Source organism: Phycisphaerae bacterium (genome assembly GCA_018003015.1).
GTDB lineage: Bacteria > Planctomycetota > Phycisphaerae > UBA1845 > PWPN01 > JAGNEZ01.
The window spans coordinates 1-22,338 of sequence record JAGNEZ010000035.1 but is presented as its reverse complement, the minus strand read 5'-3'; the positions used below and the strand labels follow the sequence as shown (position 1 = coordinate 22,338).

Genomic DNA, 22,338 nt, shown 5'->3' with positions numbered 1-22,338 from the left:
GCACAGGAAGAAGGAACTGACTATGAGACTTTCATCGCCTTATGCGGTTCTGATCTGCGGCATCCCCCTGCTGCTGTCGTTCGGCTGTCAGCAAGAGGCGGCACTGCTGTTCCACCGCTCGACGATCAACCTGTCGCGTGGCGTGGAGCAGGGCCATGCCAGGCTCATTGCGGACCAATCCGACCCGCGAGGCGCGGCGACCCAGCCGGCATCCTCGGACTTGGCGGCGACCCAGCCGGCCAGCACTCGACCCAAGGGCCGGGTGCCCTACACCGTGCCGGGCTCTCGTGCCCAGCAGTTGAGCCTCCTCGCGGCTCTGGCCCTCAGTTCCGCTGCCCCGAATGTCACCAGCGCTGGTAAAGAACTGTCGCAATCAAGCGTGACCGCAGCCGCGCCGGGTACACCCCTGGGGGGCAGCGGCCTAGCCGGCCTTGGGGCCCCCCAACCGCGCACGCTGACCGCCGTGGTCGGCCAGCCGGGCCTGCAGCGAGGGCTGGCCACCGGCCTCGGCCTGGCTCGGGCAAGCAACCTCCTTGCCCCGCGTGCCAATCCGCTGACCGGGCCCAACGGCCGGTGCAGTGAACTCGTTGGGGTGGGGCTCTTCCCAAACCAGGCCGCGTGCCAGCAGTACTTCGGGAAGTAGAAAGAGCCTTCAGCTTTTAGCGGTCGGTTTTCGGTGATGACTATTTCGATTCTGTCTCCAGCCAGTCCCTGGTCCACTCGAGCGGCCAATCCCTGCTCGGACACGAAGCCGCCTTGACCTGCCCGGACGAATCGATTGCGAACAACACCAGTTCTCTTCGACCGGGCGAGCCACTCTCGTTGCCCGCCACGACGACAGCGCAGAACTGATCTTCATTCCGCCAAGTGGGCTGGATCCCGTGTTCGTCCCATTCAACGCCCTCCACGATGACCCGCCGCCCCGACCTGGAATCGTAGACGTACAGTTTCCTGGAGTCCTTGTCGCCAGCCAGGAGGACCCGCCGACTGCTGGGGCTCATGGCAAACAACCACATCTGGTTTGGCTGTGCGAACCAATCGGTGGTCTCGCTGTCCAGCACACGGCTGACGGTCGCGGGAAATCGAGGATCCCACCGAAACAACGTCCATCGTTGAGGCATATCCTCGGTGGTGGCGGGCAGTGTCATCGGCAGAGCCGCGAAGATCAGATTGCCGTCGGGCGTGTACTGAAGTCCGGCCAGTGAATTGAACAGGACGCCCACTTGCTTCGGTGCGCCTGCTTGGGCCACCGGCTTGCCATCCACCTCCGTCCAGGAGATGTCCCGCACTGTCAGGTGCCCCAGCCGAGAGGCGCCGTCGGGCTTGCGTTCTTTGGGTGGGTCGCCTACGTAGCGGAAGTAGGCGATCTGCCGTCCGTCGCCGCTCCAGGCCACACCCATGCCCACGCGCTCGTCGACGACGCTCAAGGACTTGGGCCGGGTGAGATCGCAGACAGCCAGGGCATACGCGGGCTGAGCGTCGGCCAAGGACTGGTCGGGACGCGGAAGCAACAAGGCCAGTGTTCGACCGGTCGGATCAGCGGCCACCGGGACTCGCCCCGAAACCAGGAAGGTGTCGAGCACCTGCCCCGAGTCCGCCTGCTTGCCGACATCCGCGATTACCGTGACCTCGGCAGTGTAGGCCTTCGGCTCGCCCAGTTCACCCCATTTGCCACCGAACTTGGCTTTCAGCTCCGGTGTGGCCGTGTCCCGAAGACAAAGCAGGGCCGCATCTGCGCAGACCCCGTCATTGAGCAGGGAATCGTCCTTGAGCTTGAACTGATCCGTGGGACCCTGAAAAGCCATGAACTGATCGCCCAGGTCCTTCGCGGCGGCGGCGACCTTGCGTACCTCGTCGGAAGACAGATTAGACTTGAGCGAATCCCAGGTGGTGTAGTCGTGCCGCTTGAGCAGAACCGCCCGGGGCGTTCCGTTCACCTCCGGCAGCCAATCCATGCCCAGGACCGGCAGGCCGGAATCGCGTGGGGTCAGTGTCGGACCGTCGAGCAGGACCAAGCGATCCCCACCGGCCCGGACCATCGCACGCGAGCCGTCACGCGACCAAACCACCCGCTTCTCGGGAAGACAACCAGGCCAAACCGTACAGGCGATCACGAGGACCGCCGCAAGTCGTTTCCGATCCATACCGCACCTCAATTTGATGCAACCTGAAAGGGAGCCTTCCACACGATCGCCGACGCACCCGCCGTCCCCTTGGATGAACGCGAGCTGCGCTCGACCCAGGAACGAACCGACCAGAACTGCTCGTCAGCCGCCCCCGCCACAACCATGGTCGAAGGACGCTCCGAACCGACCTGTCCCTCGCGCTTCACAACCGAGTTGGCCTGATTGACGGTCTGACTCGCGGTCGGAGCGGTGGGCCGCAAGAACCAGCCCAGCATCAGACAGGCCGCACACGCCGCCGGCCAGGCGACATTCCGCATCCGCACCGTCCAGCCCCGGGGATGCAAACGAGGCATCGACGGCAGCGGGCTCTCCGCGGGCTGAGCGGTCAGCAGGGCCGACTTGGCCAGCCGAATCGTGCGCCTCATCTGGTCAACCTCACGCGCATATTCCGGATGCTCGGCCAGATAACGTTCCAGTAGCCAGGAGGCCGGTACGGACAACTCGCCGAGGGCCTGATCGGCCACGAGGCTTTCGATGTGGTGTCGTTCCATCTCAAATCACTCCTGTTCCTCATCGGTCAGTTGTTCCCGTAACCGGCGTACGGCATCGTGCAGACGGCTCCGAACCGTTCCAACCGGGATACCGAGGGCCGCGGCAATCTCGTCGTAGCTCATCCCGTCGGCCAGACGGTAGGTGAGGGTCTCACGGAGCTTGTCGGGCAGCCGGGCGATCGCTGCTCTCATCCGACCCAGCTCATCGGACAAGTCCTCCGACTCCGTCTCCGGGCGAGCCGGCGGCTCGTGCGTGAGCGGTTCCGTCCGCCGCAAGCGACCCGATCGGTGGGCCCGCCGCGACAGGTTCCGGGCAATCCCGAACAGCCATGCCTCCCGGTTACCCCGTCCGGTAAAGCGATGCCACGAGCGGGCCGCCTCGAGGAACGTTTGCCCCAGGAGATCGTCGGCCGTCTCGTGGTCACCCATGCTACGGCGTAGGAATCGCCGCACCCTGACCGCACAGGTATGCCACAGCGTCTCGATCTGGAGACGTTCCGGGTTCACCAACCACCTCTGCCTCTTCCCAGCCCATCCCTATTGTGCCACAGCCCGGGTAAAAGTTCGCGTTTGGAGCAAGCCACACCCAGACTGTATCATGCCCGACGTCAGCCGGAGGCTCTTGTCCGCAGAGGTGCCTCATGATCGATCGCGTCGAGCGTCTGCCCAAACCAGATCCGAACATCCACCACCTGCTGGCAGTCCTGCGTCGGGAACGGCCGGAGCGGATCCCTTTCCTGGAACTTAAGCTTGACGACGAGGTCATGTCCGCCTTGCTGGGGGAGCCCTACGTGCCGTGGTCGAAGAACGGTCCATCGGAACTCCGCGACAGGTCCCTGAGACAGTCCGTCGGCCTCATGCACCGCCTGGGTTTTGACGCCTTCCGGCTTCGGACGGCCATCCCGTTCAACACATTCAAGGACAAGGCCGCGGACACGGCCGAGCTGAACCGGGGACAGCGGGTATGGCAAAACGAGCACCGCGGGCCGATCCAGACCGCCGAGGATCTCGATCGCTACCCATGGCCGACGGTGGCAGACGTCGATTTCGGCCCGGTCGAAGAGACACTCCGCCTGCTTCCCGATGGCATGGCCTGCATCGGCTACTGCAGCGGGGTCTTCGAATGGAGCAGTTGGCTGATGGGGCTGGAGAGCTTCATGCTCGCCCTGTACGACGCACCTGGCCTAGTTCGCGAGGTTGTGGACCGGGTCGGCCGTTTGCTCCATGACTGCTTCGAGGTGTGGTGTCGCACGGACAGCGTGCCGATCCTCTGGATGGGGGACGACTTGGGCTACAAGACCAACACGATGATCAGCGCCGCGGACCTCCGAGCGTACATCTTCCCGTGGTATCGTCGGTACGTCGACCTGGCCCACCGCTACAACAAGCCTTTTCTGCTGCATTCCTGCGGCAATCTCAAGTGCGTGATGCCGGAGCTGGTTGACTCCGTGGGCATTGACGGCAAACACAGTTTCGAGGATGTGATTCAGCCCGTCGAGGAGTTTGCCCGAGCATGGCGCGGCAGACTGGCGGCGATCGGTGGTGTGGACATCGACATCCTGGCCCGCCGGGACGAAACGGAGATTATCCGCCGAACGCGCCAGATTCTGGATACCTGCGCCCCGGCGGGCGGCTACGCCTGCGGCTCTGGGAATTCCATACCCAATTACATCCCTGCCGACCACTTTCTGGCCATGATCGAGACTGTCCATCGCTTCAACGGACGTCGATAACCCGACGAGGACGTCGGGAAACCGCCTTAGGGCATCGACCAAAGAGCCCCCTTTGAGTCCATCGGAGCGAGTCCTGTCCCCGTTGTGGGTCATCTCGGTTTTTCCCTCGTCCATGGCCGGGGCGCGCCTAGAATCTCAACAGGTCGAAACCGTAATGGTCTTTTCCAGGGGACCTGCTCATGACACCTCAAACCATCGAACGGCTCGCGCTGGAACGTGTGATGGAGAGCACTCAGGATGGTGTGTTCGTCCTTGACGACCAGCAGCGGTTTGTCTTCGTCAACCAGGCCTTCGAAGCCCTCACCGGGCTCCAACGGAATGAGATGTTCTCCGGCACGCATGCCTGCAGCGACTTGCTGGAATGCCGCGACTCGCAAGGGCGGATCCTGTCCGCTGGCCTGTGCCCGGCCAAGCAACTGTCCGAGGGGAAGCCCGGCGCCGTGCGCCAGCTGATGCGCATCTCGTCCCGCAACGGTCGCGAACGCTGGGTTGAGACGATCTACACCCCACTCCGCAAGGACGGCGGGGGACCCGGACATGTCATCGGGATCATGCGCGACGCGACCGAAAGCAAGGCCCGCGAGGATCGCTGGGAGAAGACCATTCAGGGACTGCGGGAGCAAGTGGAACAACTCCGCGACCAGATGCGGCACCGATACGGCTTCGAAGGCGTCGTCTCCCGCTCACCGGGCATGCAGGGGGTTCTCGAGAAGGTCCAATCGGCCTGTACCGGCAGCAGCCCGGTGCTGATCAGCGGCGAGCCGGGCACCGGCAAGGAGATGGTTGCCCGGACCATCCACTTCAATGGTCTTCAGAGAGAAGGCCCGTTTGTCACCATGTGCGTGGCGGCCACACCTCGGCACCTGATCGAAAGCGAACTCTTCGGTGAGGGACATGCCCCACCTGGGACCATCGGCTTGTCAGCCGCCGGCCTGTGCGGGGCGGCTGACGGTGGCACACTGTTCGTCGAGGGTGTGGACGAATTGCCCGAGAGCTGCCAGGTCAAACTGCTCAAGACTCTAGAGGAAGGCGCCGTTCGATCGGTGGGAAGCGTCGAAGCGGTCCCGGCACGTCTGCGTCTGATTGCCTCGACCAGCCGGACGTTGAGCGAAATCCGCAACCAGAACACGCTCCGCGATGATCTGCTCGGCCGGCTCAGCGTGCTGTCCATCGAGATCCCCCCGCTGCGAGCCAGGAAGGAAGACATCCCGGTTCTCGTCGATCAGTTCGTGCGAGAGCTCAACCCACACAGCAACCGTCAGATCCGGACCATCTCTCCTGAGGCGTGGGAAGCGCTCAACGATTATGACTGGCCCGGGAATGCCCAGGAGTTGCGCAATGCGATTGAAGCGGCCATGACCCGCGGCTCGGGCGACTCATTGCAGCGCGAAGACATCGATCTGGCGAGTGTGGCCCGTCGTTCAGGCTTGAACAAGGGCCCGGTTACCGGGATCACGCCCCTGGACAATCTCCTGGCCGATTATGAGCGCCAGGCCATTCTGACGGCCTTGCGTAAGACCGGAAGTCAGCGTAGTCTAGCGGCCCGATTGCTGGGAATCTCACGAAGTCGGTTGTATCGCAGGATGGACGCGCTTGGCATCGTCCCCAGATCAGAGATCCTCTGAATCTGAGCCGGCCCGCCGCCCGGATGATGTTGAGGCGGTGGACCACGGTGGGGCAAGGCCGGAATCGCGAAGCGAGAAGAGTCCCGCTCTGGGTGGGCGAATCGTCCTGGCCGACAACCTGGACTTCATGGTCGGCCTCCCTTCAGCAAGCATCGATCTGATCTACGCTGATCCGCCCTTCTTCACCGGCAAGCTACAGACGCACCGAAACGGCCGGCAGAGTTTCCATGACCGATGGCATGGCGGCCTGACGGCCTTTCTGGACTTCCTGAGGCCACGACTCACAGAGATGCGGCGGTTGCTCAAACCCACCGGCAGTGTCTACGTTCACCTGGACTGGCACGCGGTCCACTACGTGAAGGTTCTGTTGGATGAGGTATTCGGCTACGACCACTTTCTCAACGAGATCATCTGGTCCTACCGCACGGGTGGCCGCAGCCACCGGTGGTTCGCCCGAAAGCACGACTCGCTCCTGGCGTACACCCGAGAGCGAAATCGTCACAAGTTCCGCGTCATGCGCGAGGGAGCCTACCGCACTGACGGGCTCAATCACGATGAGACCGGACGACCCTACAAGAAGACCCGTTCCGGCCGGCTGTATTTCCATCCCGAAGGACCGGCGATGACCGATGTGTGGGAACTCCCGTTCCTGTCCACCGTGGCCCGGGAGCGAACCGGCTACCCCACACAGAAGCCGGAGAGCCTTCTCGAGCGGGTGATCCAAGCCAGCAGCGACCCGGGAGATCTGGTCGCGGATTTCTTCTGCGGAAGCGGCACGACCCTGGCAGTTGCCCGTCGCCTTGGCCGCCGATGGCTGGGATGCGACCGTTCACCTGAGGCTGTCAGGCTCGCCTCCGCCCGGCTCTCCGACCTTGTCGTCGCCGCCACCCGGGGTCCGTAGACCGGGTTCCCATCCTGAGACCGGCCGGACTGCCCGATCGGCGACCCGTCGCGCCAAGGCCGGATCGCCCCGAACCTGCGCGGCTTTCGGCGTCCATCGCCGACCAGGCTCAGCGCCCGCCGCCGCGACCAAGAGGCATGAAGAAGTCAAGGCCGGCCGGGCCGGCGGGCTGAGCCGCTGAGCAGTCCACGAGGATGCTCGCCTCGAGGCAAGCGTGCTCACGAGGAGATCGATGGTACGCAACGAAAAAACAGATCGCTTCTTCGCGGGCCCGAGCCTGCTAAGAAGCGATCAATCGTTCGTGCTCGCGATCCCCGTCACCCTGAAGAGCGACGAGGCGCAACACAATCACATCAGCCCCAAAGCTGCCAAACGTTCACGATCGTGTTGAACAGCGGCTGGACTAGGAACCAAACAAAGAGCCAGAAAGCAGTCATTGTCTTTCTCCTTTTCAATCAGAGACCTAATACTCCGGAAACCCTCCCATGGGTTCCGTATGGCTCGCCAACTTGCTTGCCATTCGTGGCGATCGCATCGACTCGAGAGAAGTAACACACACACCGCCCCTTGTCAAGCGTCAGCAACTGCAGGATCGCTCTCAGGTCGCTCCGATCAGAACAACCGACGGATGTATAAGAGCCGCTTCTCCCCAGCCGTTGTCCAGGAAGAAGCGGCACAGTTGCTGCGTTCGGCACTTCCCGTCACTCGATGAGCAACGGGAGGCCCAACACACATCAGCCCCACAGCTGCCAGATATTCACGATCGTGTTGAACAGCGGCTGAACGACAACCCAGAACAGAAGCCAGAATGCAGTCATTACCTTTCTCCTTTCGTGTAGACTCTACACCCTACGGGCGCCCAACCGTGGGCCTCCACAACTCGAGTGAACACGCGAACACTCTTGTCGTGCCCCGCACCTGCGAGTGACACTAGCACACCCGCAGAATATCGCTGTTATAGTCGGCCGCTTATCCATTGCCCACCCCGCCAGACCGCATGGCCTTCGATGCCAGCCTACAACGCGCCTTGCTGACGCCGAAACGGGGTGTTGGGCCGAACGGCTGTTATCCTGATAGCACACCGCCTGTCGCCTGTCAAGCGGAAAAGGCAAAAAAACGGTGATAACCGGTTCTGCCGCAGCGACTTCCATCCTTCAGGACAGTGGTTTTGCAGACCAGGGCCGCGCCAAGGGCCCATTGTCTCGTCGCGTACGGCGCCGTCAACGCCTTTATCGGATGTTCATGCTCAGCACGTTGAGCCGATTTGGCAATGCCCGCCCGTATCTGAAACATCGCAAAGGGCTGGAATTAAACTGAAAAACGCTTTCCTGAAGAGGAGATCGCTGACGGTGAGCAGACTCCGACTGCTTGGCGTCCGCTAGGCCATATCATCCGAGGAACCGGCATCAAACCGCATCATGCCGGTCCCCACGCCCGAGTATCTTCTGAGGGTGAACCGTGAGAGCTAACCGGCGAGACGGTTTTCCGCCGTTCAGCGGTCAAGGGACTCGCAATCCAGCACTCTCGGGCGGAGTCCAGGCCCGCGAATCCGACGGAACGGTCCCTGGCTGAACTGGAACGACCGACAAAGGGAAGTCGTGAGAATACCTGTCGAGAATGGGATCGCACCGCCGGATGGCAGCCTGGGATGCGTTCGCATCGTGAGCCTGAGCCGCCGTCCTGATCTCCTCGATAGCCACCAGGAGTTCCTGGCCGTACTGGCGAAACCGGACCGGGTCTTGAGACGTGTCGGCGTAACCGACGAGCTTGCGGGTGTATTCCATCCAGGCACTGCATTCCTCCAACAGGTCTTCCCAGTCGCGTTTCTGGAGTTGCTTCACCACTTTCTCCTCTTGGTGCATGACCCGTTTCAGGGCAGAAGCGTAAGCCGTCTCGCGAACGGAGGGCGAAGTTGAGCCAGGTTCGGATGGGGAGGGCGAGGCCATGACCGCTCCGAGGTGGACATTGGATGGGTTCACCAACACACAGCCGGCCGCAACGGTGGCGGTGAGCATGGACGCGACATAGGTAATCTGGACCGGGCGCATGGGATCGTCTCCTCTCAATCAGTCTCCAGCCGGCGGAGACTGCCCTGCTCGAACAGCGGACCTCCCCCAATGATCGGATGATCGGGTTATGCCATGTGAGTCAATCGAGCCCGGCGGATTCTGGGAATCCTGACGGAATCGTCGCCGCCTTGAGGTACAATCTCGCCGTCCATGAATGACACACCCTGGATCACTCGGTGCCAATCTACTCGGGGCCGCGTGGCGTCCGTCGACGCCTTCCGCGGACTGACGATCCTCATCATGGCTTTCGTCAACGAGTTGGCGGGCATGAAGGACATCCCCCCGTGGATGAAACACTTCCCCGCAAACGGTGACGGCATGACCTTCGTGGACGTGGTCTTCCCCGCGTTCCTTTTCATCATGGGGATGGCCATTCCCTTTGCCCTCGGCGGCAGGATCGAGCGTGGGGAGCACTGGTCACGTGTCTGCGGCCATGTGCTGGGGCGCACTGCGCGGCTCGTGATCATGGGGGTTTTCATGGTCAATATGAGCCGTGTCAACGCCGAGCTGACCGGGATGACCCGTGCTCAATGGTGCCTAGCCGTGTACATGGGCTTCATTCTGATTTGGAACGATTATCCGGCCTCAATTCCCGAGGCCGTTCGCCTCATCCTCCGCTTGGCCGGAATCAGCGTTCTCGTCGCCATGGCCGCCATCTACGGGGCAGAGGAGCAGGGCCGACTTGTGCGGATGCGGACTTCCTGGTGGGGCATTCTCGGGCTGATCGGATGGGCATACCTTCTCGCGAGCGTCATTTACCTGGCGTTCAGGAACCGACCGGCGGGAATCGCGGGGATGCTGGCCATGTGTGTGGCGATCTTCATCGGCGACAAGACCGGCATGTTGGGCTGGCTCAACGGCCTTGGAATTGTTAGCGTTGGCCGGCTGCATCTCGACCTCCGCGTCCACGAGTACTTCAATGTCGGCGGTCACATTGGAGGCCATACGGCCGTGGCCCTGGCCGGCGTGCTGGTGGCCAGGGCGATCAGGAGCCCCGATGCGCCGCCGTCAGCCGGCCGGCGGATCGGCCTCATGCTCCTGCTGGCGGCGAGTTTCATGGCTGGAGGCTTTCTTCTCCGCTCGGCCTTCGGGATCAACAAGAACGCGGCCACGCCCACCTGGGGACTGTACAGCGCTGGATTCGCCACGCTGGTTTTCAGTGTTCTGTACGTGGTCATGGATGTCGTCGGCTGGACGCGGTGGTCCTTTTTTCTTCGCCCGGCGGGGGCCAGCGCGGTCCTGGCGTACATCCTACCGTCAATCATCGAGTCGGCTCTCAGCCTGGCGGGCATCACCTGGCTGGACACCCACTTCAATGCCGGGAGCCAAGCCATTGTCCGATCGGCGGTGTTCGCTCTCCTGATCGTCGCCCTGACCGGCGGGCTGATGCGGCTCCATGTTCGGCTAAAGGTCTAGAGGTTGGGTATTCCATCAACTCCGGACGGACCGTCGAGACCCGCACTCCGCTTTCGCGAAAACCTTGGGGCGCGAGCCGCTCGCCGGTCAGGTTAGCGGGTTGGCGGCCGGAATCGCTGATCGGTATGATTCGACCATGAGCTGGGCAGATTCACCAGGCGAGATGACCGCCCTAGTTTACCGCGTCCGGCCGGTGGCCTGGACTGTGACCAAGGTCGCCGGCTGGGCCTGGCCGGGGGTGTTCTGGTCCGGACACTCTGGCCTGAGGCTGGCGAGAGTCCCGATCCCCCCGCTGCCGTCGCCTCGGTGGGTTCGGTTGCGGCCGTTGCTTGGTGGAATCTGCGGGACGGACTTGGCGGCGGTCATGCAGCGTCACCACCCGGCCTCGATCCTCCAGACGATTTCGAGCATGCCGGCAGTCCTGGGCCACGAGAACGTCAGCATCATCGACGCAATCGGGCCGGAGGTAACCGGCTGGCAACCCGGCGATCGCGTGGTGGCGGAGTCGGCGCTTTCGTGTGCCGCCCGGGAAATCGAGCCCTGCTGCCGGATGTGCGCGGCGGGCCGGTTCACCCTTTGCCAGCACTTCCGGACGGGCCCCCTTCCGGTCGGTTCGATGATCGGCTGGAACAACTTTACCGGGGGAAGCTGGGCTCCCCGGTTCGTGGCACATGTATCGCAGCTTCACCGCGTGCCGGCGGCCATCGACGATGCGACCGCCGTCCTGACCGATCCGATCGCCGGCGCGGTGCACGCCGTGCTGCGACGCCCGCCCAGCGACGAGCAGACCGTTCTCGTCCTCGGCTCCGGTCTCGTAGGGATGGGTGTGACCGGTGCGATCCGGGCCCTGGGCTCGCGATGTCGAGTTGTCGCCCTCGGTCGAAGCCCGCGCCAGGCGGAGATGATGCGTCGGTTTGGTGCGAACGAACAGGTGAGCCTCCGCCGATCCGCGCCTCAGGCGGAACGCTACGGCAGAATCGCCGAGCTGATCGGCGGAGAGGTGGTTCCCTCCAAGTTCGGCCATCAGGCCTTCTTCGGCGGCTTCGACATGGTGTTTGACTGCGTGGGAAACGGCCAGAGCCTGACGGACGCGATGAAATACGCCCGATCCGGCGGGACGGTGGTCGAGGTGGGCACCTCGCAGATCGGGCTGGTGGACACCGCCCCGCTCTGGCTTGACGAGCTGTCGCTGATCGGAGCCAACGGCCGTGCCATCGAGCGTTATCGGGGGCGCCCGATGCACACCTACGAGGTGGTGTTCGAGCTGATCACGCAGAAGAAGCTCGACCTGACCGGCCTGCTGACCCACCGGTTCCGAGTCGATCAGTATCGGGAGGCCTTCGCCACGCTGGCGGGCCGGGCTCGGACCGGGGCCATCAAGGTCGCGTTCACGCAAGACCACGCTGATCTGCATGCGTAGCCGCTGCTCCCGCCCGAGCCAGCGGAGCTCGGCAAGGCGAGGTTGTGCTCATGCTCGTCGAGGAAGATACGACCTGCCGGCCCGGCGGATCTCCTCTTACGGTCCGGGGCCTTGCGAGGGCTCGGCGTCCGAGGGCTGGCGCAAGACGGCCTACTTGACCCCAAGCAGATGCTCGATCACGAGGCGCTCGAGCCCCTCGTAATCGCGGTCCTTGATGAACCGAGCCTCGGCCTTGCGGTCGAAAGCGCGGACCTTCTGGACCAGGAGTTCGAAGAACCGCTTGCTGTTGGCCAGGTGGGCAGTGTTGTTGGTCTGTTTCTGGGTCCGGAAGGTCTTGACGTCGAGGCCGACCATCTCGCCCTCACTGCCGTAGCCGCCTTCCTCGAGGATCCGGACCTGATTGAAGGCCTCGCGAAGGTTGGCGGCCCCGAAGTTCTTGTCCTCGTCGAACTTCAGACCATTCTGGTCGTTGAGGTGGACGCTCCACAGTTTCTTGTGGAACAAGGCAAAGGCCATTTCGTCGGACGGATCGAGCCCGGCCAGCTTGGCGTGAGCGGTCTCAATCAGTCCGCCGACGCGATTCGGATCCATCGAGAGATAGGCGAGCGAGATCGCATGGCCGATAGTCGGCACGTAGGCATGATCCATCGGCTCGTTCGGCTTGGGCTCGATCATGATACGGATATAGGGATGATGATTGAGCATCTTGTTAATCGCCGACAGCAGGTACTCGTGGGCAACGCGGGCGTTCTTGGACTCGCGGATATAGGTTCCTTCCCGGGCCAGCCACAGAACGATATTGCGGCAGCCGAGGGCATCAGCGATGTCAATCGCCAGCAGCGAGCGATCCACGGCGTACTGACGGAGTGCCGGACTGTTGGAGGTGTATCCGCCGTCGATGGTCCGGGGATCCTCCCAGAGACGCGGGGCGACGAACTCGGGCTCCAGCCCCTCGTTCTTGAGGACCTTGCCCAGCGCCGTGGCTTTGGCCACGACGCTCTGGCGGGACAGCTTGTTGAGATCAGGTACTGCGTCGTCGTCGTGGAATTGCACGCCGGCGAATCCGAGCTTTCGGTAGACCTTGAGTTTACTGGCGAACGCGACCGGATCACGCGTCTGGGGACCGAACGGATCCGCTCCCTCGCTGATATTCCACGGCCCGAACGAGAAACGGTACTTACCCCGATTGCCGGTCGCCTTCGTCTGCACCTTGGCCACGGTCCTGCTCCTTTTCTGTTGGTTGGCCCCAAACGAGTCCTTCCGCGCCGAACCACACGCGGACGGCGGCTGCAGATTACACCATCCGACGAGGACCGACAAGGCCCGGCCAGGACCGCAACAACGGTGATGCTCGGCGCCGGTCCTGAAACCAACGTCCGAGCATCACACCGATCTTCCCGCGAAACGAACCCCCGTCCCTCGATGACCGGATCACTCCTGGAAGTACGCGCCCCACGCGGCGTTGCTGGCATCATACACGTTCTGCCGGTAACTGATCACCGACTGAATCGTGGAGGTGGGGTCGTAGTAGCCGTAGCTGGGATAGTAGCCACCATACAAGCCGCTGTAGAGTTCGTCGCAGCCGGTTGCGGCCGCCAGCGCAGAGAAACCCAGAGCCAGAACAAGGCCCTTGATCCACCGGCCGCGGCCGCTCCTGTTGTTCGTTGAACGTGCCATGATCATTCTCCTTTGGTTTGATAACCCCTTCTTCCGATCCCCCGCACCGTGCGGGCTTGGTCGATGATCGTGTCATGCAGACGGTGTGCCAGCGACAGAACTCACTTCTGGGGCGACTGAACGAGGAGAGGAGGCCGAGATTGGGCAATAGTGCCCGACCAGGCGGGGGTGGTGGGGAAAATGCCGCACACGCGACGGACGCTCACGAACACGAGATGACGAGCTCGAAGGAAGGACGGAGCGATCGCGACATTCCCGGTCGTCGGGTTCGACCGACGGGCCTGAGACCTGAGCTGGCCACCGGGTCATCGGGTCGCGGTGAAATGGCCAGTGCCGTCATTGATCAAGATGCTCACCGTTCCAGAGTTCATGTTGGAGACAGCGATGTCGAGATTGCCGTCGTTGCTGAAGTCCCTGGCGACCACGGCCGTGGGACCGTCGCCGACAGCGATGCTCATCCGCGAGGCGAAGCCGCCCGCTCGTTGACCGAAAAGGACGGAGACGTCGTCGGACATGTTGTTGGCGACAATGATATCCCGCAACCCGTCGCCATTCACATCGCCGGTCGCCAGCGAAACCGGTGAGGTCCCGGCGCTGAAGTTGACCGGGCTCGTCGTGCCGCTGATCGGATTCAGCAGTAGAATCACCGACCCCGCATCCTGCGCATCCAGGGGATTGCCGTTGTCCGCGACGACGAAATCCAATGTCCCGTCGCCGTCCATATCCTGGATAAGAAGATCGTTGAGAATATGGCTGGCCCCGGCCACATCCAGGGCGGAGGTACTGTAGCCGCCCTGCCCGTCCGCGGTCAGGATGTGCACCTTGCCGGCGTACCGGTTCGCGAGGACCAGATCGAGAGAAGAGTCGCCGTTCAGGTCGGCGACCTCGGCCGCGCTGAAGCCGGCCAGAAGTTCATCCACCGTCACCGACTGGGCCGCGGTGAAATGGGCCCGGCCGTTGTTGCGCATGATCGTCACGTTGTCGGCAACGAGCACGCCGCCCGCGATCACGAGATCCAGCCGGTGGTCGCCGTCCATGTCCGCAGCGGTCAACCGCTGGGGCGCGTTCTGCCAGATGTCCAGTGTGACCGCCGAAGCGAACGTCCCGTCGCCGCTGCCGGCCAGCAGCGAGACGCCGAGCGGCCCCTGGACGGCCAGATCGAGGTGACCATCCGCATTCCAGTCTCCGATGGCGACATCGTCAGGCCAATCGGTCACCGTGTATCTGCCCGACTCCACGAGTCGCCCGTCACCCGGATTGAGCAACACGCTGACGTTGGCCGTACCGAAGTTCACCACCACGAGATCGATGTCGCTGTCCTTGTCGAGATCGGCCGGAGCCAAAGCATAGGGAGCGGTACCGAGGAGATTCACGCACTCGGCGGCAAACTGCCCGCAAGCCGAACCGACCGGCGGCGACACCGGCGTGGAATCTGAACAGCTTTGCCCCATGCAGAGCCCAGCAGCGAGCACCGCCACACTCCCGCGAATCAGGCCGCGGATCGACACCCGTTTCATGGCAGGACCTTGGTTCATTACCCGTCACCCGGAATGCGCTGACCGGCAACCGGCAATCGCCAACCACAGGTCAACGCGCAGTAATCGCAGACTGACAATCCGCCCTCGGTGTTTCCCCCGTCGCCTCCGCTGAGGCGCGATCCGGAGGGGCTCCCTCGATACGCTCAGCTCAGCACCTCACACTCGTCGCCGCCGACTCATGGTGCCCCGAACGTCCCGTCACCGCGGCCAAGCAGAACGGAGACGGTGTCTCCACCCATGTTGGCCACCGCAAGGTCCGGATGCCCGTCGCCGTTGAGATCCGCGATCGTCACCGCGGAAGGCTCGGCACCCACGCCAAACGGCCACTCAGATTCGAACGTCCCATCCCCGCGCCCGAGAAGTACGGACACGTCGTTGGTACTGCTGTTGGCGACCGCAAGATCCACGTACGTGTCACCGTCCAGATCGCCGACGGCAATGGCGACCGGCGCCCCCCCGACTGGATACCCCACCGCCTGGGCGCCCTCGAACCGGCCGAGACCATCGTTGAGCACCGCGTAGATGAGATTCGCGTAGCTATCGGTCACCAGAATATCGGGGTGTCGATCGCCATTGAGGTCAGCCACGGCCACCGAGGTGGTGAGTGCATCGCCCAACAGATGCCGAGTCTCACCGAAGGAGCCGTCGCCGTTGCTGGGCAGAATGTACACCCCCGCGGCGCTGGTCGATGAGCCCAGGCTGGCGACGGTCACATCTTCCCGACCATCGCCATCAAGGTCACCGCCCGCCAGAGCGTTGGCGAATGGCACTGGCACCGCGCCGGCATCCACGCCAAAGCTGCCGTTGCCGAGGTTCAGCAAGGCAGAGACCGTCTCGGAGGGGAAATGACTGACGACCAGATCAGGACGGCCATCGCCGTTCAAATCGGCGGCGGCCATGGCCCAGGGACCGTCCTGAAGGGCGTAGACGGCCGGATCGGTCAGTACCCCTCCATCGTCGGTCAGGAAGACATACACGCCCGCGTCACCGGAGTTGCGGTCCGTCGCGGCCAGGTCGGCCGCACCATCACCATTGAAATCCGCGGCCACCACCCCGGTCGGCGCCAGGGTGAAGGCAAACGGATTGGGGAAAGCTCCGTTTTCGTTCTTGGCCAACCAAAGCTCGGACGCCAGCGGGCAACCGATGGTCAGATCGAGATCTCCGTCGCCGTCGTAATCGGAGGCGGTGACGCTCATGGGGCCAGTTCCCACGGTGACCTCGGCCGCCACAGCGAATGCAGCTCGCCCAAGCGTCTCCGTGAGCATGACGCCGGCGTCCTGAGAGAGCCAGATGTTGGGAACCGGGAACAGCGTCCAAGCCAAGGAGGCATTGTCGCGGAATCGCAGGTCGGTCATGAAGCGATCGGGAATCTCCAGGGCACTCATGAGGTCAGTCCCGCCCGAGTCAACCACGTGACTGAGACCCAGCAGATGGGCGATCTCGTGCGAGGCGACGTTGCCCATCGCGGTACCCAGCCCGGTTGCATCCGGCGGCGAGGTGAACAAGTCGAGCGTGAAGCTGTCAGTGAACACGATGGCGTTGTCGGCTGCATCGTGGTTGTAGAAGTCGGTCTCGCCGAGCTCCATGCCCAGGGCGGCGGAGCAGGCACCGCCGAAGTACACGGTGGAGTAAGGCGCCGCCAGCTCGGCAATGTCCTCGTCGCTATCGTACACCTGGACAGCATAGCGAGCGTAGTTCTGACGGACGGTGCGGGTTATCTGCCGCTTGACCGTGTCCGCCTGGCCCGCGTAACGCGAACTGACCGCACCGGGGTCAAAGGCGCCAAACGAAAGAACCCCCTTGCCGGGCACAGTCACCGTCGCTGGCCGGTAATCGAGGAGGACGATCTGACTTCGCGGAGCGGGAACGCCGAGACCTCGCCGGAGGCGAACCAGGACTTCGTATGGGCCCTTGACGTTGCCCACGCCCGGCTTGCGACTCACCACCAGATAGTAGTGACTCGACTCGTGGCGAACGATCTCGTCGATCGAAAGAGGCTGTCCCCACTCGACATCCGGGCTCCGCGGGGCAGTGGCACCTCGCGGGATCTCCTCCTGGCTCAGGACAAACAACTTGCTGTCGGCATCGAAAACCCCGAGCATCCCCTGCAGGTCGGATCCGGACGTGTTGAGGTAGGCCTGGATCTGATCTCCGGCGTTCATCGGGCCCAGGTCGAAGTAGTCGCTGTCTACGCCGAGTTCGAGGCCGAGGATCGTGCCCTGCAGCCGTGCCCGCCCCTGGGCGTCGAACGTCACCAGGGCTGCGGCCGTCATGCTGTTGTTGGGCTCAACCTCCACGGTGGCGGCGATGTCGGAACCGGGCTGTTCATCGCCGGGCGGCTGCGGCACCGGCAGACAAGCCGGGAAGAACGCGAGGCCCAAGGCGCCGAGCAGACTGATGATCACGCGTCGTGCTGACGACATGCCTGCTGATCATACAGCCACAGTTCCCCATGGCCAAGAGACGGGAAACCGGCGGCCGGAGCCTCCGCGGATCGTGGCGTGACGGGCACACCTCAGCGTCCGCTTGGTGCAGCGGGAGCGCCGGACGCCTCGAAGCCGTTACCCCGGCGAAGATTGTTGCCGTCGGGCACGCTGTCCCCGTTGGCATCGGGCTCATCCTGGCCAGGCGCGCCGTTGCCGCGGCAGTTGCAGACTCGCAGGCTCGCTGCATTCCTGCCGTAGTCGCCGGCCCGGTCTCCACCGGCATTGACGGCCTCCTTCGCCCGGCGGAAGAGGACGACGCCGGGCGCGGCGATAGTACTGACGTCAACGGGCAAGGTATAATCGTGCAAACCGTCCGACGGTGTTGCCGGACACGATCAACTCGGAAGCCTCAGGCTTGGCAAGAGGGTTACCATGCGATGGAGAAACGACCGGCAAAGTGGGAACGTGGAGGATCGCCGGGGCATGTCGGTGGCTGGCCGGACCACCCTGGTGGGCGGTGGCGCGGGGGTGATCATCATCATCCTGCTCGGCCTGTTTCTTGGTGTGGATCCAAGCCGGCTGATGACCAACTTGCAGAGCATGCCGGAAGGCGCGCCCGCAGCCCCCGCATCGCCGGGCGTGAGAGAGACCGGTGGTCCGGACGACGAGATGGCGAAGTTCGTCTCGGTTGTTCTGGCCGACACCGAGGATGTGTGGAACGAGGTGTTCCGACGGATGGGCAAGACCTACCGCGAACCGAAGTTGGTCCTATTCTCAGGCGCGGTCAACTCGGCGTGCGGGATGGCCGAGTCGGCAACAGGCCCCTTCTACTGTCCGGGCGACGAGAAGGTGTACATTGATCTTAGCTTCTATCAGGATCTCAAAAACCGCTTTCAGGCACCTGGGGACTTCGCCCAGGCCTATGTCATCGCCCACGAAGTGGGGCACCATGTGCAGAACCTGCTGGGCATCATGGATCGCGTCAACGCCCAACGTGCCCGGCTCACCGAATCAGAGTCCAACAAGCTCCTCGTGCGTCTCGAACTGCAGGCGGACTTCTTTGCCGGCCTCTGGGCCAACCACGCCCACCGCATGAAGCAGATCATCGAACCCGGCGATGTCGAGGAAGCCCTCAATGCCGCCACCGCGATAGGTGACGACCGGCTCCAGCGGCAGAGCCGCGGCTACGTGACGCCCGATTCATTCACCCACGGCACTTCCGCGCAACGGACGCGCTGGTTCCGCCGCGGGCTTGAAACGGGGGATCTGTCTCGGGGGGATACGTTCGCCGCACCGGACCTGTGAACGCCGCCTCCGGCGGCCGCCCTGCGCCGCTCACCTCGGCAACGCCTCGCCCGTCCGCCGGCCACATTGCAGCCGGAGAAGTTGAGCGCTTTACGATACCGGCAGGCACCGCTACGATGGCGAACGGCGTCCTGGCCATGACGGGCCTGTCCGCTCCAGACGGCGGGCCACACATCATGGTCGGTGGAGCGCCTCAGGATGATCTCACATGAGCCATACGAGCGCTTTCTCCGGCCTCAAGCCCCAAGGGCTGTGGACACACTTTGAAGCCTTCACCAGGATTCCGCGCCCGTCCGGCTCGGAGCAGGACATCGCCGCCTACGTATGCTCCTGGGCCGCCGAGCGGGGGTACCCGGTCGTCCGGGACAAGGTCGGCAACGTGTGCATCCACGTGCCCGGACGGGGTGCCCTGGCCGGCGCGGCCCCGATTGTCCTCCAAAGCCACCTCGACATGGTCTGCGAGCGTAATGCCGACTGTCCCTACGACACCGCCAAGGGCACGATGCACGTGGTCCGCGATGGTGACTGGCTCAGCGCCGAAGGGACCACGCTCGGGGCGGACAACGGCATCGGCTGCTCGGCCATGCTGCATGTGGCCGAGCTTGAGGATCTGGCCTGCGCCCCGCTCGACCTGCTGTTCACGCTCGACGAGGAGCGGGGACTCACCGGGGTCAAGCAGCTTGACCCGAACATGCTTCGCGGCCGCACCTTGCTGAACCTGGATTCCGAGGACGAGACCACGGTCACCGTGGGTTGTGCGGGCGGCTGCACGACGTCGCTCCAGTGGTCTGACCGGCGCGAACCGCTTCCGGCCGGCTGGACGCAATCGGAATTGTCCGTGACCGGGCTCAAAGGCGGGCACTCCGGAATGGACATCGACAAGAACCGGCTCAACGCGATCAAAGCCATGGCTCGGACCCTGCAGAGCCTTCTCGGGAGACAGATCCCCCTGCGGTTGGCCAGACTGGATGGCGGAGACAAGAGCAATGCCATTCCTCGCGAATGCCGGGCGACGGTCTGCCACCCGGCCGGCTTCAAGCACGTTGTCCGCGAGGAGGTGGAGGGCACGCGGCAGGCGCTGGCCGCCCAGTACACCGGCCTGGACGACGGCCTGAAGATCGGCATGTCGGAGCCAGCGCTGGACGAGGCCGCCGGGCCGTTCACGCCGGACAGCACGCGTCGCTTCCTGGACCTGCTGTGTGCCATTCCGTCCGGCGTTATCGCCATGACCCCGGGCATCGTCGGGCTAGTAGAAACATCCAATAACCTCTCATCGGTGCGCACGGACGCCGATGGCTTCAAGCTCGTCTGCTCGTCACGCTCGTCCAATGCCCAGGCCCTGGGCGAGGTCCTCGATGCGATCCAAGCGCTGGCTCGAATGGCTGGCGCCACTGCCCAGAGAGGGGAAGGCTACCCCGGCTGGAAGCCAGACATGACCTCGAGAGCCCTGGCAGTCCTGCAGCAGACGTATCGCCGGCTCTTCAGCAAGGAAATCACGGTGATGGGGATCCACGCGGGCCTTGAGTGCGGACTCATCGGTGAACGAATCCCTGGGATGGATATGATCTCGTTGGGACCGATGATCCAAGGTGTGCACGCACCAGGCGAGCGGGTGAACATCCCGTCCGTGGAGCGGTTCGCGAGACTGCTTGCGGCGGTGCTGAGCGATCTGTCGCGGTAGGCCCCTACAAGCCTTCGATCATGCCGGCGGTCACCACCTTTCTCCCGTTGGATCTTCCGCCGTGGCCACACCGGTTCTCGAGACGTGACACGCCGGCGACGACCGATTATAATGCGGCGAAAGCTATACGGGGTGCGGATGATGGCAGTCACGATTCTCAAGGACATTCCCTTCGATCTCGGTCTTCCTGCATTGCTGAAGAAGCTGCGGATCGACGGGCGACCCGAATACGCGGAACGGTGCAGCCGCCTGGCACGAGAAGCTGCCCTGCACGCTCGACCCAAAGGAGCCTACCGGCTCGCTTACGTCGACTCCAAGGCGGAGGACGCCGTCGTCGTCAACGGTGTCACACTGGCCAGCCGCATTCTCCGGGTGAACTTGGCGGACAGCCATCGCGTCTTCCCCTTCGTGGTCACCTGCGGGGTCGAACTCGAGGCGTGGTCGCAGACCATCACCGACATGCTGGAGCGGTTCTGGGCCGATACGATCATGGAGGAGGCGCTGCGATCGGCCTTCGAGACACTCACTGCGGACATGAACCGGCGGTATCAGTTGGGCAAGACCGCGATGATGAATCCCGGCTCGCTGGAAGACTGGCCGATCGAGCAGCAGACCGCGCTGTTCAGCCTGCTCGGCGACGCCAGCGTGCAGATCGGTGTCAGGCTCACCGACAGTTTCCTGATGGTCCCGATCAAGAGCGCCTCAGGGCTTCGTTTTCCCACCGAGACAGGTTTCGAGAACTGCCAGCTCTGCCCGCGTGAGAGGTGTCCGAACCGGCGAGCACCGTATGATGCCTCCCTCCACGCACGCCGCTTCTCGGCGGCGCACTGAAGAAAAAACCGGGGTGGCGCCGGAATTCGCTTGACTTTGACCCTAACATAGACCAAACTTAAGCCGTATCTGCTGCGCGGCGAATGCCGAAGGAGAAACCATGGCCAGGATCCAAGCGTTCTGTGGTCTGGATTGCGGCGAATGTGAAGCCTACGCCGCCACTCAGACAAACGACCAGGCCGGACTGGCGCAGGTGGCTCAGAAATGGACCCGGCAATACGGTGGGAGAGAGTATCGCGCCGACATGTGCGTATGTGACGGATGCCCCTCGGGCAAACGGATCAGCACCGCCCACGCAGCCACATGCGGCGTGCGAACCTGCGCCACCGCGCGAGGAGTCCAGACCTGCGCTCATTGCCCGGACTACGGCTGCGAGACGCTCAAGGGCTTCTTCACGTTCGCGCCCATCCTCAAGGACAAGCTGGAAGCGATCAGAAAGAAGCTTGGCAAATGACCGCAGCCACGTCGAGAGCCAGCCTGGTCGACGCCACAATCCGTGGCGGCTCTCCCGCTCCCCACAGGCATCCGGTCGGGTGAGAGATCAAGGCCGCCTGGTCGCCGGCGCATTTCGTGGGACGTGTATTCCGCCCTCCGCGATAGGGCGGCATGGCCCACCCTCCGTCGCTGACGAGCCATGACTCACCGCCGGTCGATTCGCCATCGTCTGTCCCTCTTGCATCTCGATCGTGGAGATGTAACCTACCGGTATCCTTGTCGAGCGCACGGGCGATGTCGTTGCGTGCGGGTCCACAACCAGAGTCCAAGCGAGGTGCGACCATGACTCGTAGCAGAGTACTGATGGCAGCGGTTCTTCTCGCGTCCGGCTTGACGGGTACTGCCCTGGCTGCCGACGACGCCGTGGATCCCTATGCCCGCGAGACGCGAGAACAGCGCGACGCGCGCATGAAGTGGTGGCGTGAGGCCCGATTCGGCATGTTCATTCACTGGGGTATCTACTCTGTCCCGGCCGGCACCTACCACGACAAACGCATTGGCGGGATCGGGGAGAGGATCAGGAACTCCGCCAACATACCCTGCG

20 protein-coding genes are annotated in these 22,338 nt (G+C 63.6%); 11 read left to right on the top strand and 9 right to left on the bottom strand.

What is annotated here, in order from left to right:
* Nucleotides 1-22: 22 nt before the first annotated feature.
* Nucleotides 23-643 carry a hypothetical protein gene (locus tag KA354_15455; GenBank protein ID MBP7936039.1) on the top strand — a complete coding sequence of 207 codons (621 nt, stop codon included), beginning with the start codon at nucleotides 23-25 and terminating at the stop codon, nucleotides 641-643.
* 40 nt (nucleotides 644-683) lie between these two features.
* On the opposite strand, the gene KA354_15450 is transcribed toward KA354_15455, so the two are convergent.
* From KA354_15450 to KA354_15440, 3 genes are read right to left on the bottom strand one after another with little or no spacing between them, the layout of a single operon-like run.
* A complete protein-coding gene (locus KA354_15450) occupies nucleotides 684-2,144 on the bottom strand; it encodes a hypothetical protein (GenBank protein MBP7936038.1) in 1,461 nt (486 codons plus the stop codon).
* A gap of 8 nt (nucleotides 2,145-2,152) precedes the next feature.
* Nucleotides 2,153-2,677, bottom strand: coding sequence for a hypothetical protein (locus KA354_15445; protein ID MBP7936037.1), 525 nt, complete (start codon nucleotides 2,675-2,677; stop codon nucleotides 2,153-2,155).
* 6 nt (nucleotides 2,678-2,683) lie between these two features.
* The gene (locus KA354_15440) at nucleotides 2,684-3,184 is read right to left on the bottom strand and encodes an RNA polymerase sigma factor (protein MBP7936036.1); all 501 of its coding nucleotides are present in this window, start codon (nucleotides 3,182-3,184) and stop codon (nucleotides 2,684-2,686) included.
* 134 nt (nucleotides 3,185-3,318) lie between these two features.
* Here KA354_15440 and KA354_15435 point away from each other — a divergent pair, with 134 nt between their 5' ends.
* From KA354_15435 to KA354_15425, 3 genes are all read left to right on the top strand, one after another.
* A complete protein-coding gene (locus tag KA354_15435; GenBank protein ID MBP7936035.1) occupies nucleotides 3,319-4,410 on the top strand; it encodes a uroporphyrinogen-III decarboxylase-like protein in 1,092 nt (363 codons plus the stop codon).
* Between the two features lie 179 nt (nucleotides 4,411-4,589).
* Entirely contained in the window at nucleotides 4,590-6,035 is a 1,446-nt protein-coding gene (locus KA354_15430; GenBank protein ID MBP7936034.1) for a sigma 54-interacting transcriptional regulator, read from the top strand.
* Between the two features lie 127 nt (nucleotides 6,036-6,162).
* Nucleotides 6,163-6,936 (top strand): site-specific DNA-methyltransferase, encoded by a 774-nt coding sequence (locus tag KA354_15425; protein MBP7936033.1) that lies wholly within the window; start codon nucleotides 6,163-6,165, stop codon nucleotides 6,934-6,936.
* Between the two features lie 1,499 nt (nucleotides 6,937-8,435).
* Here the strand turns inward: KA354_15425 and KA354_15420 are convergent.
* On the bottom strand, nucleotides 8,436-8,984 hold the full coding sequence (locus KA354_15420) for a hypothetical protein (GenBank protein ID MBP7936032.1): 549 nt from the start codon (nucleotides 8,982-8,984) through the stop codon (nucleotides 8,436-8,438).
* 171 nt (nucleotides 8,985-9,155) lie between these two features.
* Here KA354_15420 and KA354_15415 point away from each other — a divergent pair, with 171 nt between their 5' ends.
* Nucleotides 9,156-10,421 carry a DUF5009 domain-containing protein gene (locus KA354_15415; GenBank protein MBP7936031.1) on the top strand — a complete coding sequence of 422 codons (1,266 nt, stop codon included), beginning with the start codon at nucleotides 9,156-9,158 and terminating at the stop codon, nucleotides 10,419-10,421.
* A gap of 136 nt (nucleotides 10,422-10,557) precedes the next feature.
* Nucleotides 10,558-11,841, top strand: a complete 1,284-nt coding sequence (locus KA354_15410; protein ID MBP7936030.1) for a zinc-binding dehydrogenase — start codon at nucleotides 10,558-10,560, stop codon at nucleotides 11,839-11,841.
* Between the two features lie 150 nt (nucleotides 11,842-11,991).
* Here the strand turns inward: KA354_15410 and KA354_15405 are convergent, their stop codons facing one another.
* The 5 genes from KA354_15405 to KA354_15385 form a co-directional block, all read right to left on the bottom strand.
* Nucleotides 11,992-13,050, bottom strand: coding sequence for a TIM barrel protein (locus KA354_15405; protein ID MBP7936029.1), 1,059 nt, complete (start codon nucleotides 13,048-13,050; stop codon nucleotides 11,992-11,994).
* Between the two features lie 222 nt (nucleotides 13,051-13,272).
* A complete protein-coding gene (locus tag KA354_15400; protein MBP7936028.1) occupies nucleotides 13,273-13,518 on the bottom strand; it encodes a hypothetical protein in 246 nt (81 codons plus the stop codon).
* Nucleotides 13,519-13,823: 305 nt separating this feature from the next.
* A complete protein-coding gene (locus KA354_15395) occupies nucleotides 13,824-15,053 on the bottom strand; it encodes a VCBS repeat-containing protein (protein ID MBP7936027.1) in 1,230 nt (409 codons plus the stop codon).
* A gap of 179 nt (nucleotides 15,054-15,232) precedes the next feature.
* Nucleotides 15,233-17,479: a VCBS repeat-containing protein gene (locus tag KA354_15390; GenBank protein ID MBP7936026.1), complete on the bottom strand. Its 2,247-nt coding sequence runs from the start codon at nucleotides 17,477-17,479 to the stop codon at nucleotides 15,233-15,235.
* A gap of 92 nt (nucleotides 17,480-17,571) precedes the next feature.
* Nucleotides 17,572-17,835, bottom strand: a complete 264-nt coding sequence (locus KA354_15385) for a hypothetical protein (GenBank protein MBP7936025.1) — start codon at nucleotides 17,833-17,835, stop codon at nucleotides 17,572-17,574.
* 79 nt (nucleotides 17,836-17,914) lie between these two features.
* On the opposite strand from KA354_15385, the gene KA354_15380 reads away from it, so the two are divergent.
* The 5 genes from KA354_15380 to KA354_15360 all read left to right on the top strand — a co-directional run.
* Nucleotides 17,915-18,787 carry a zinc metallopeptidase gene (locus tag KA354_15380; protein ID MBP7936024.1) on the top strand — a complete coding sequence of 291 codons (873 nt, stop codon included), beginning with the start codon at nucleotides 17,915-17,917 and terminating at the stop codon, nucleotides 18,785-18,787.
* A 208-nt stretch (nucleotides 18,788-18,995) separates the two neighbouring features.
* Nucleotides 18,996-20,468, top strand: coding sequence for a beta-Ala-His dipeptidase (gene pepD / locus KA354_15375; GenBank protein ID MBP7936023.1), 1,473 nt, complete (start codon nucleotides 18,996-18,998; stop codon nucleotides 20,466-20,468).
* A gap of 141 nt (nucleotides 20,469-20,609) precedes the next feature.
* Entirely contained in the window at nucleotides 20,610-21,299 is a 690-nt protein-coding gene (locus KA354_15370) for a vitamin B12 dependent methionine synthase (protein ID MBP7936022.1), read from the top strand.
* 100 nt (nucleotides 21,300-21,399) lie between these two features.
* The gene (locus tag KA354_15365) at nucleotides 21,400-21,753 is read left to right on the top strand and encodes a DUF3795 domain-containing protein (GenBank protein MBP7936021.1); all 354 of its coding nucleotides are present in this window, start codon (nucleotides 21,400-21,402) and stop codon (nucleotides 21,751-21,753) included.
* Between the two features lie 323 nt (nucleotides 21,754-22,076).
* A partial coding sequence (locus KA354_15360; GenBank protein ID MBP7936020.1) for an alpha-L-fucosidase occupies nucleotides 22,077-22,338 on the top strand: 262 nt, incomplete at its 3' end.

What these genes read in the sequence shown, in the direction of transcription:
- KA354_15415 (MBP7936031.1), top strand. Translation starts at nt 9,156, where the DNA reads ATGAATGACACACCCTGGATCACTCGGTGCCAATCTACTCGGGGCCGC.
- KA354_15390 (MBP7936026.1), bottom strand. Translation starts at nt 17,479, where the DNA reads ATGTCGTCAGCACGACGCGTGATCATCAGTCTGCTCGGCGCCTTGGGC.
- KA354_15410 (MBP7936030.1), top strand. Translation starts at nt 10,558, where the DNA reads ATGAGCTGGGCAGATTCACCAGGCGAGATGACCGCCCTAGTTTACCGC.
- KA354_15455 (MBP7936039.1), top strand. Translation starts at nt 23, where the DNA reads ATGAGACTTTCATCGCCTTATGCGGTTCTGATCTGCGGCATCCCCCTG.
- KA354_15450 (MBP7936038.1), bottom strand. Translation starts at nt 2,144, where the DNA reads ATGGATCGGAAACGACTTGCGGCGGTCCTCGTGATCGCCTGTACGGTT.
- pepD (MBP7936023.1), top strand. Translation starts at nt 18,996, where the DNA reads ATGAGCCATACGAGCGCTTTCTCCGGCCTCAAGCCCCAAGGGCTGTGG.
- KA354_15430 (MBP7936034.1), top strand. Translation starts at nt 4,590, where the DNA reads ATGACACCTCAAACCATCGAACGGCTCGCGCTGGAACGTGTGATGGAG.
- KA354_15445 (MBP7936037.1), bottom strand. Translation starts at nt 2,677, where the DNA reads ATGGAACGACACCACATCGAAAGCCTCGTGGCCGATCAGGCCCTCGGC.
- KA354_15435 (MBP7936035.1), top strand. Translation starts at nt 3,319, where the DNA reads ATGATCGATCGCGTCGAGCGTCTGCCCAAACCAGATCCGAACATCCAC.
- KA354_15370 (MBP7936022.1), top strand. Translation starts at nt 20,610, where the DNA reads ATGGCAGTCACGATTCTCAAGGACATTCCCTTCGATCTCGGTCTTCCT.
- KA354_15420 (MBP7936032.1), bottom strand. Translation starts at nt 8,984, where the DNA reads ATGCGCCCGGTCCAGATTACCTATGTCGCGTCCATGCTCACCGCCACC.
- KA354_15380 (MBP7936024.1), top strand. Translation starts at nt 17,915, where the DNA reads ATGCGATGGAGAAACGACCGGCAAAGTGGGAACGTGGAGGATCGCCGG.
- KA354_15400 (MBP7936028.1), bottom strand. Translation starts at nt 13,518, where the DNA reads ATGGCACGTTCAACGAACAACAGGAGCGGCCGCGGCCGGTGGATCAAG.
- KA354_15365 (MBP7936021.1), top strand. Translation starts at nt 21,400, where the DNA reads ATGGCCAGGATCCAAGCGTTCTGTGGTCTGGATTGCGGCGAATGTGAA.
- KA354_15425 (MBP7936033.1), top strand. Translation starts at nt 6,163, where the DNA reads ATGGTCGGCCTCCCTTCAGCAAGCATCGATCTGATCTACGCTGATCCG.
- KA354_15395 (MBP7936027.1), bottom strand. Translation starts at nt 15,053, where the DNA reads ATGAACCAAGGTCCTGCCATGAAACGGGTGTCGATCCGCGGCCTGATT.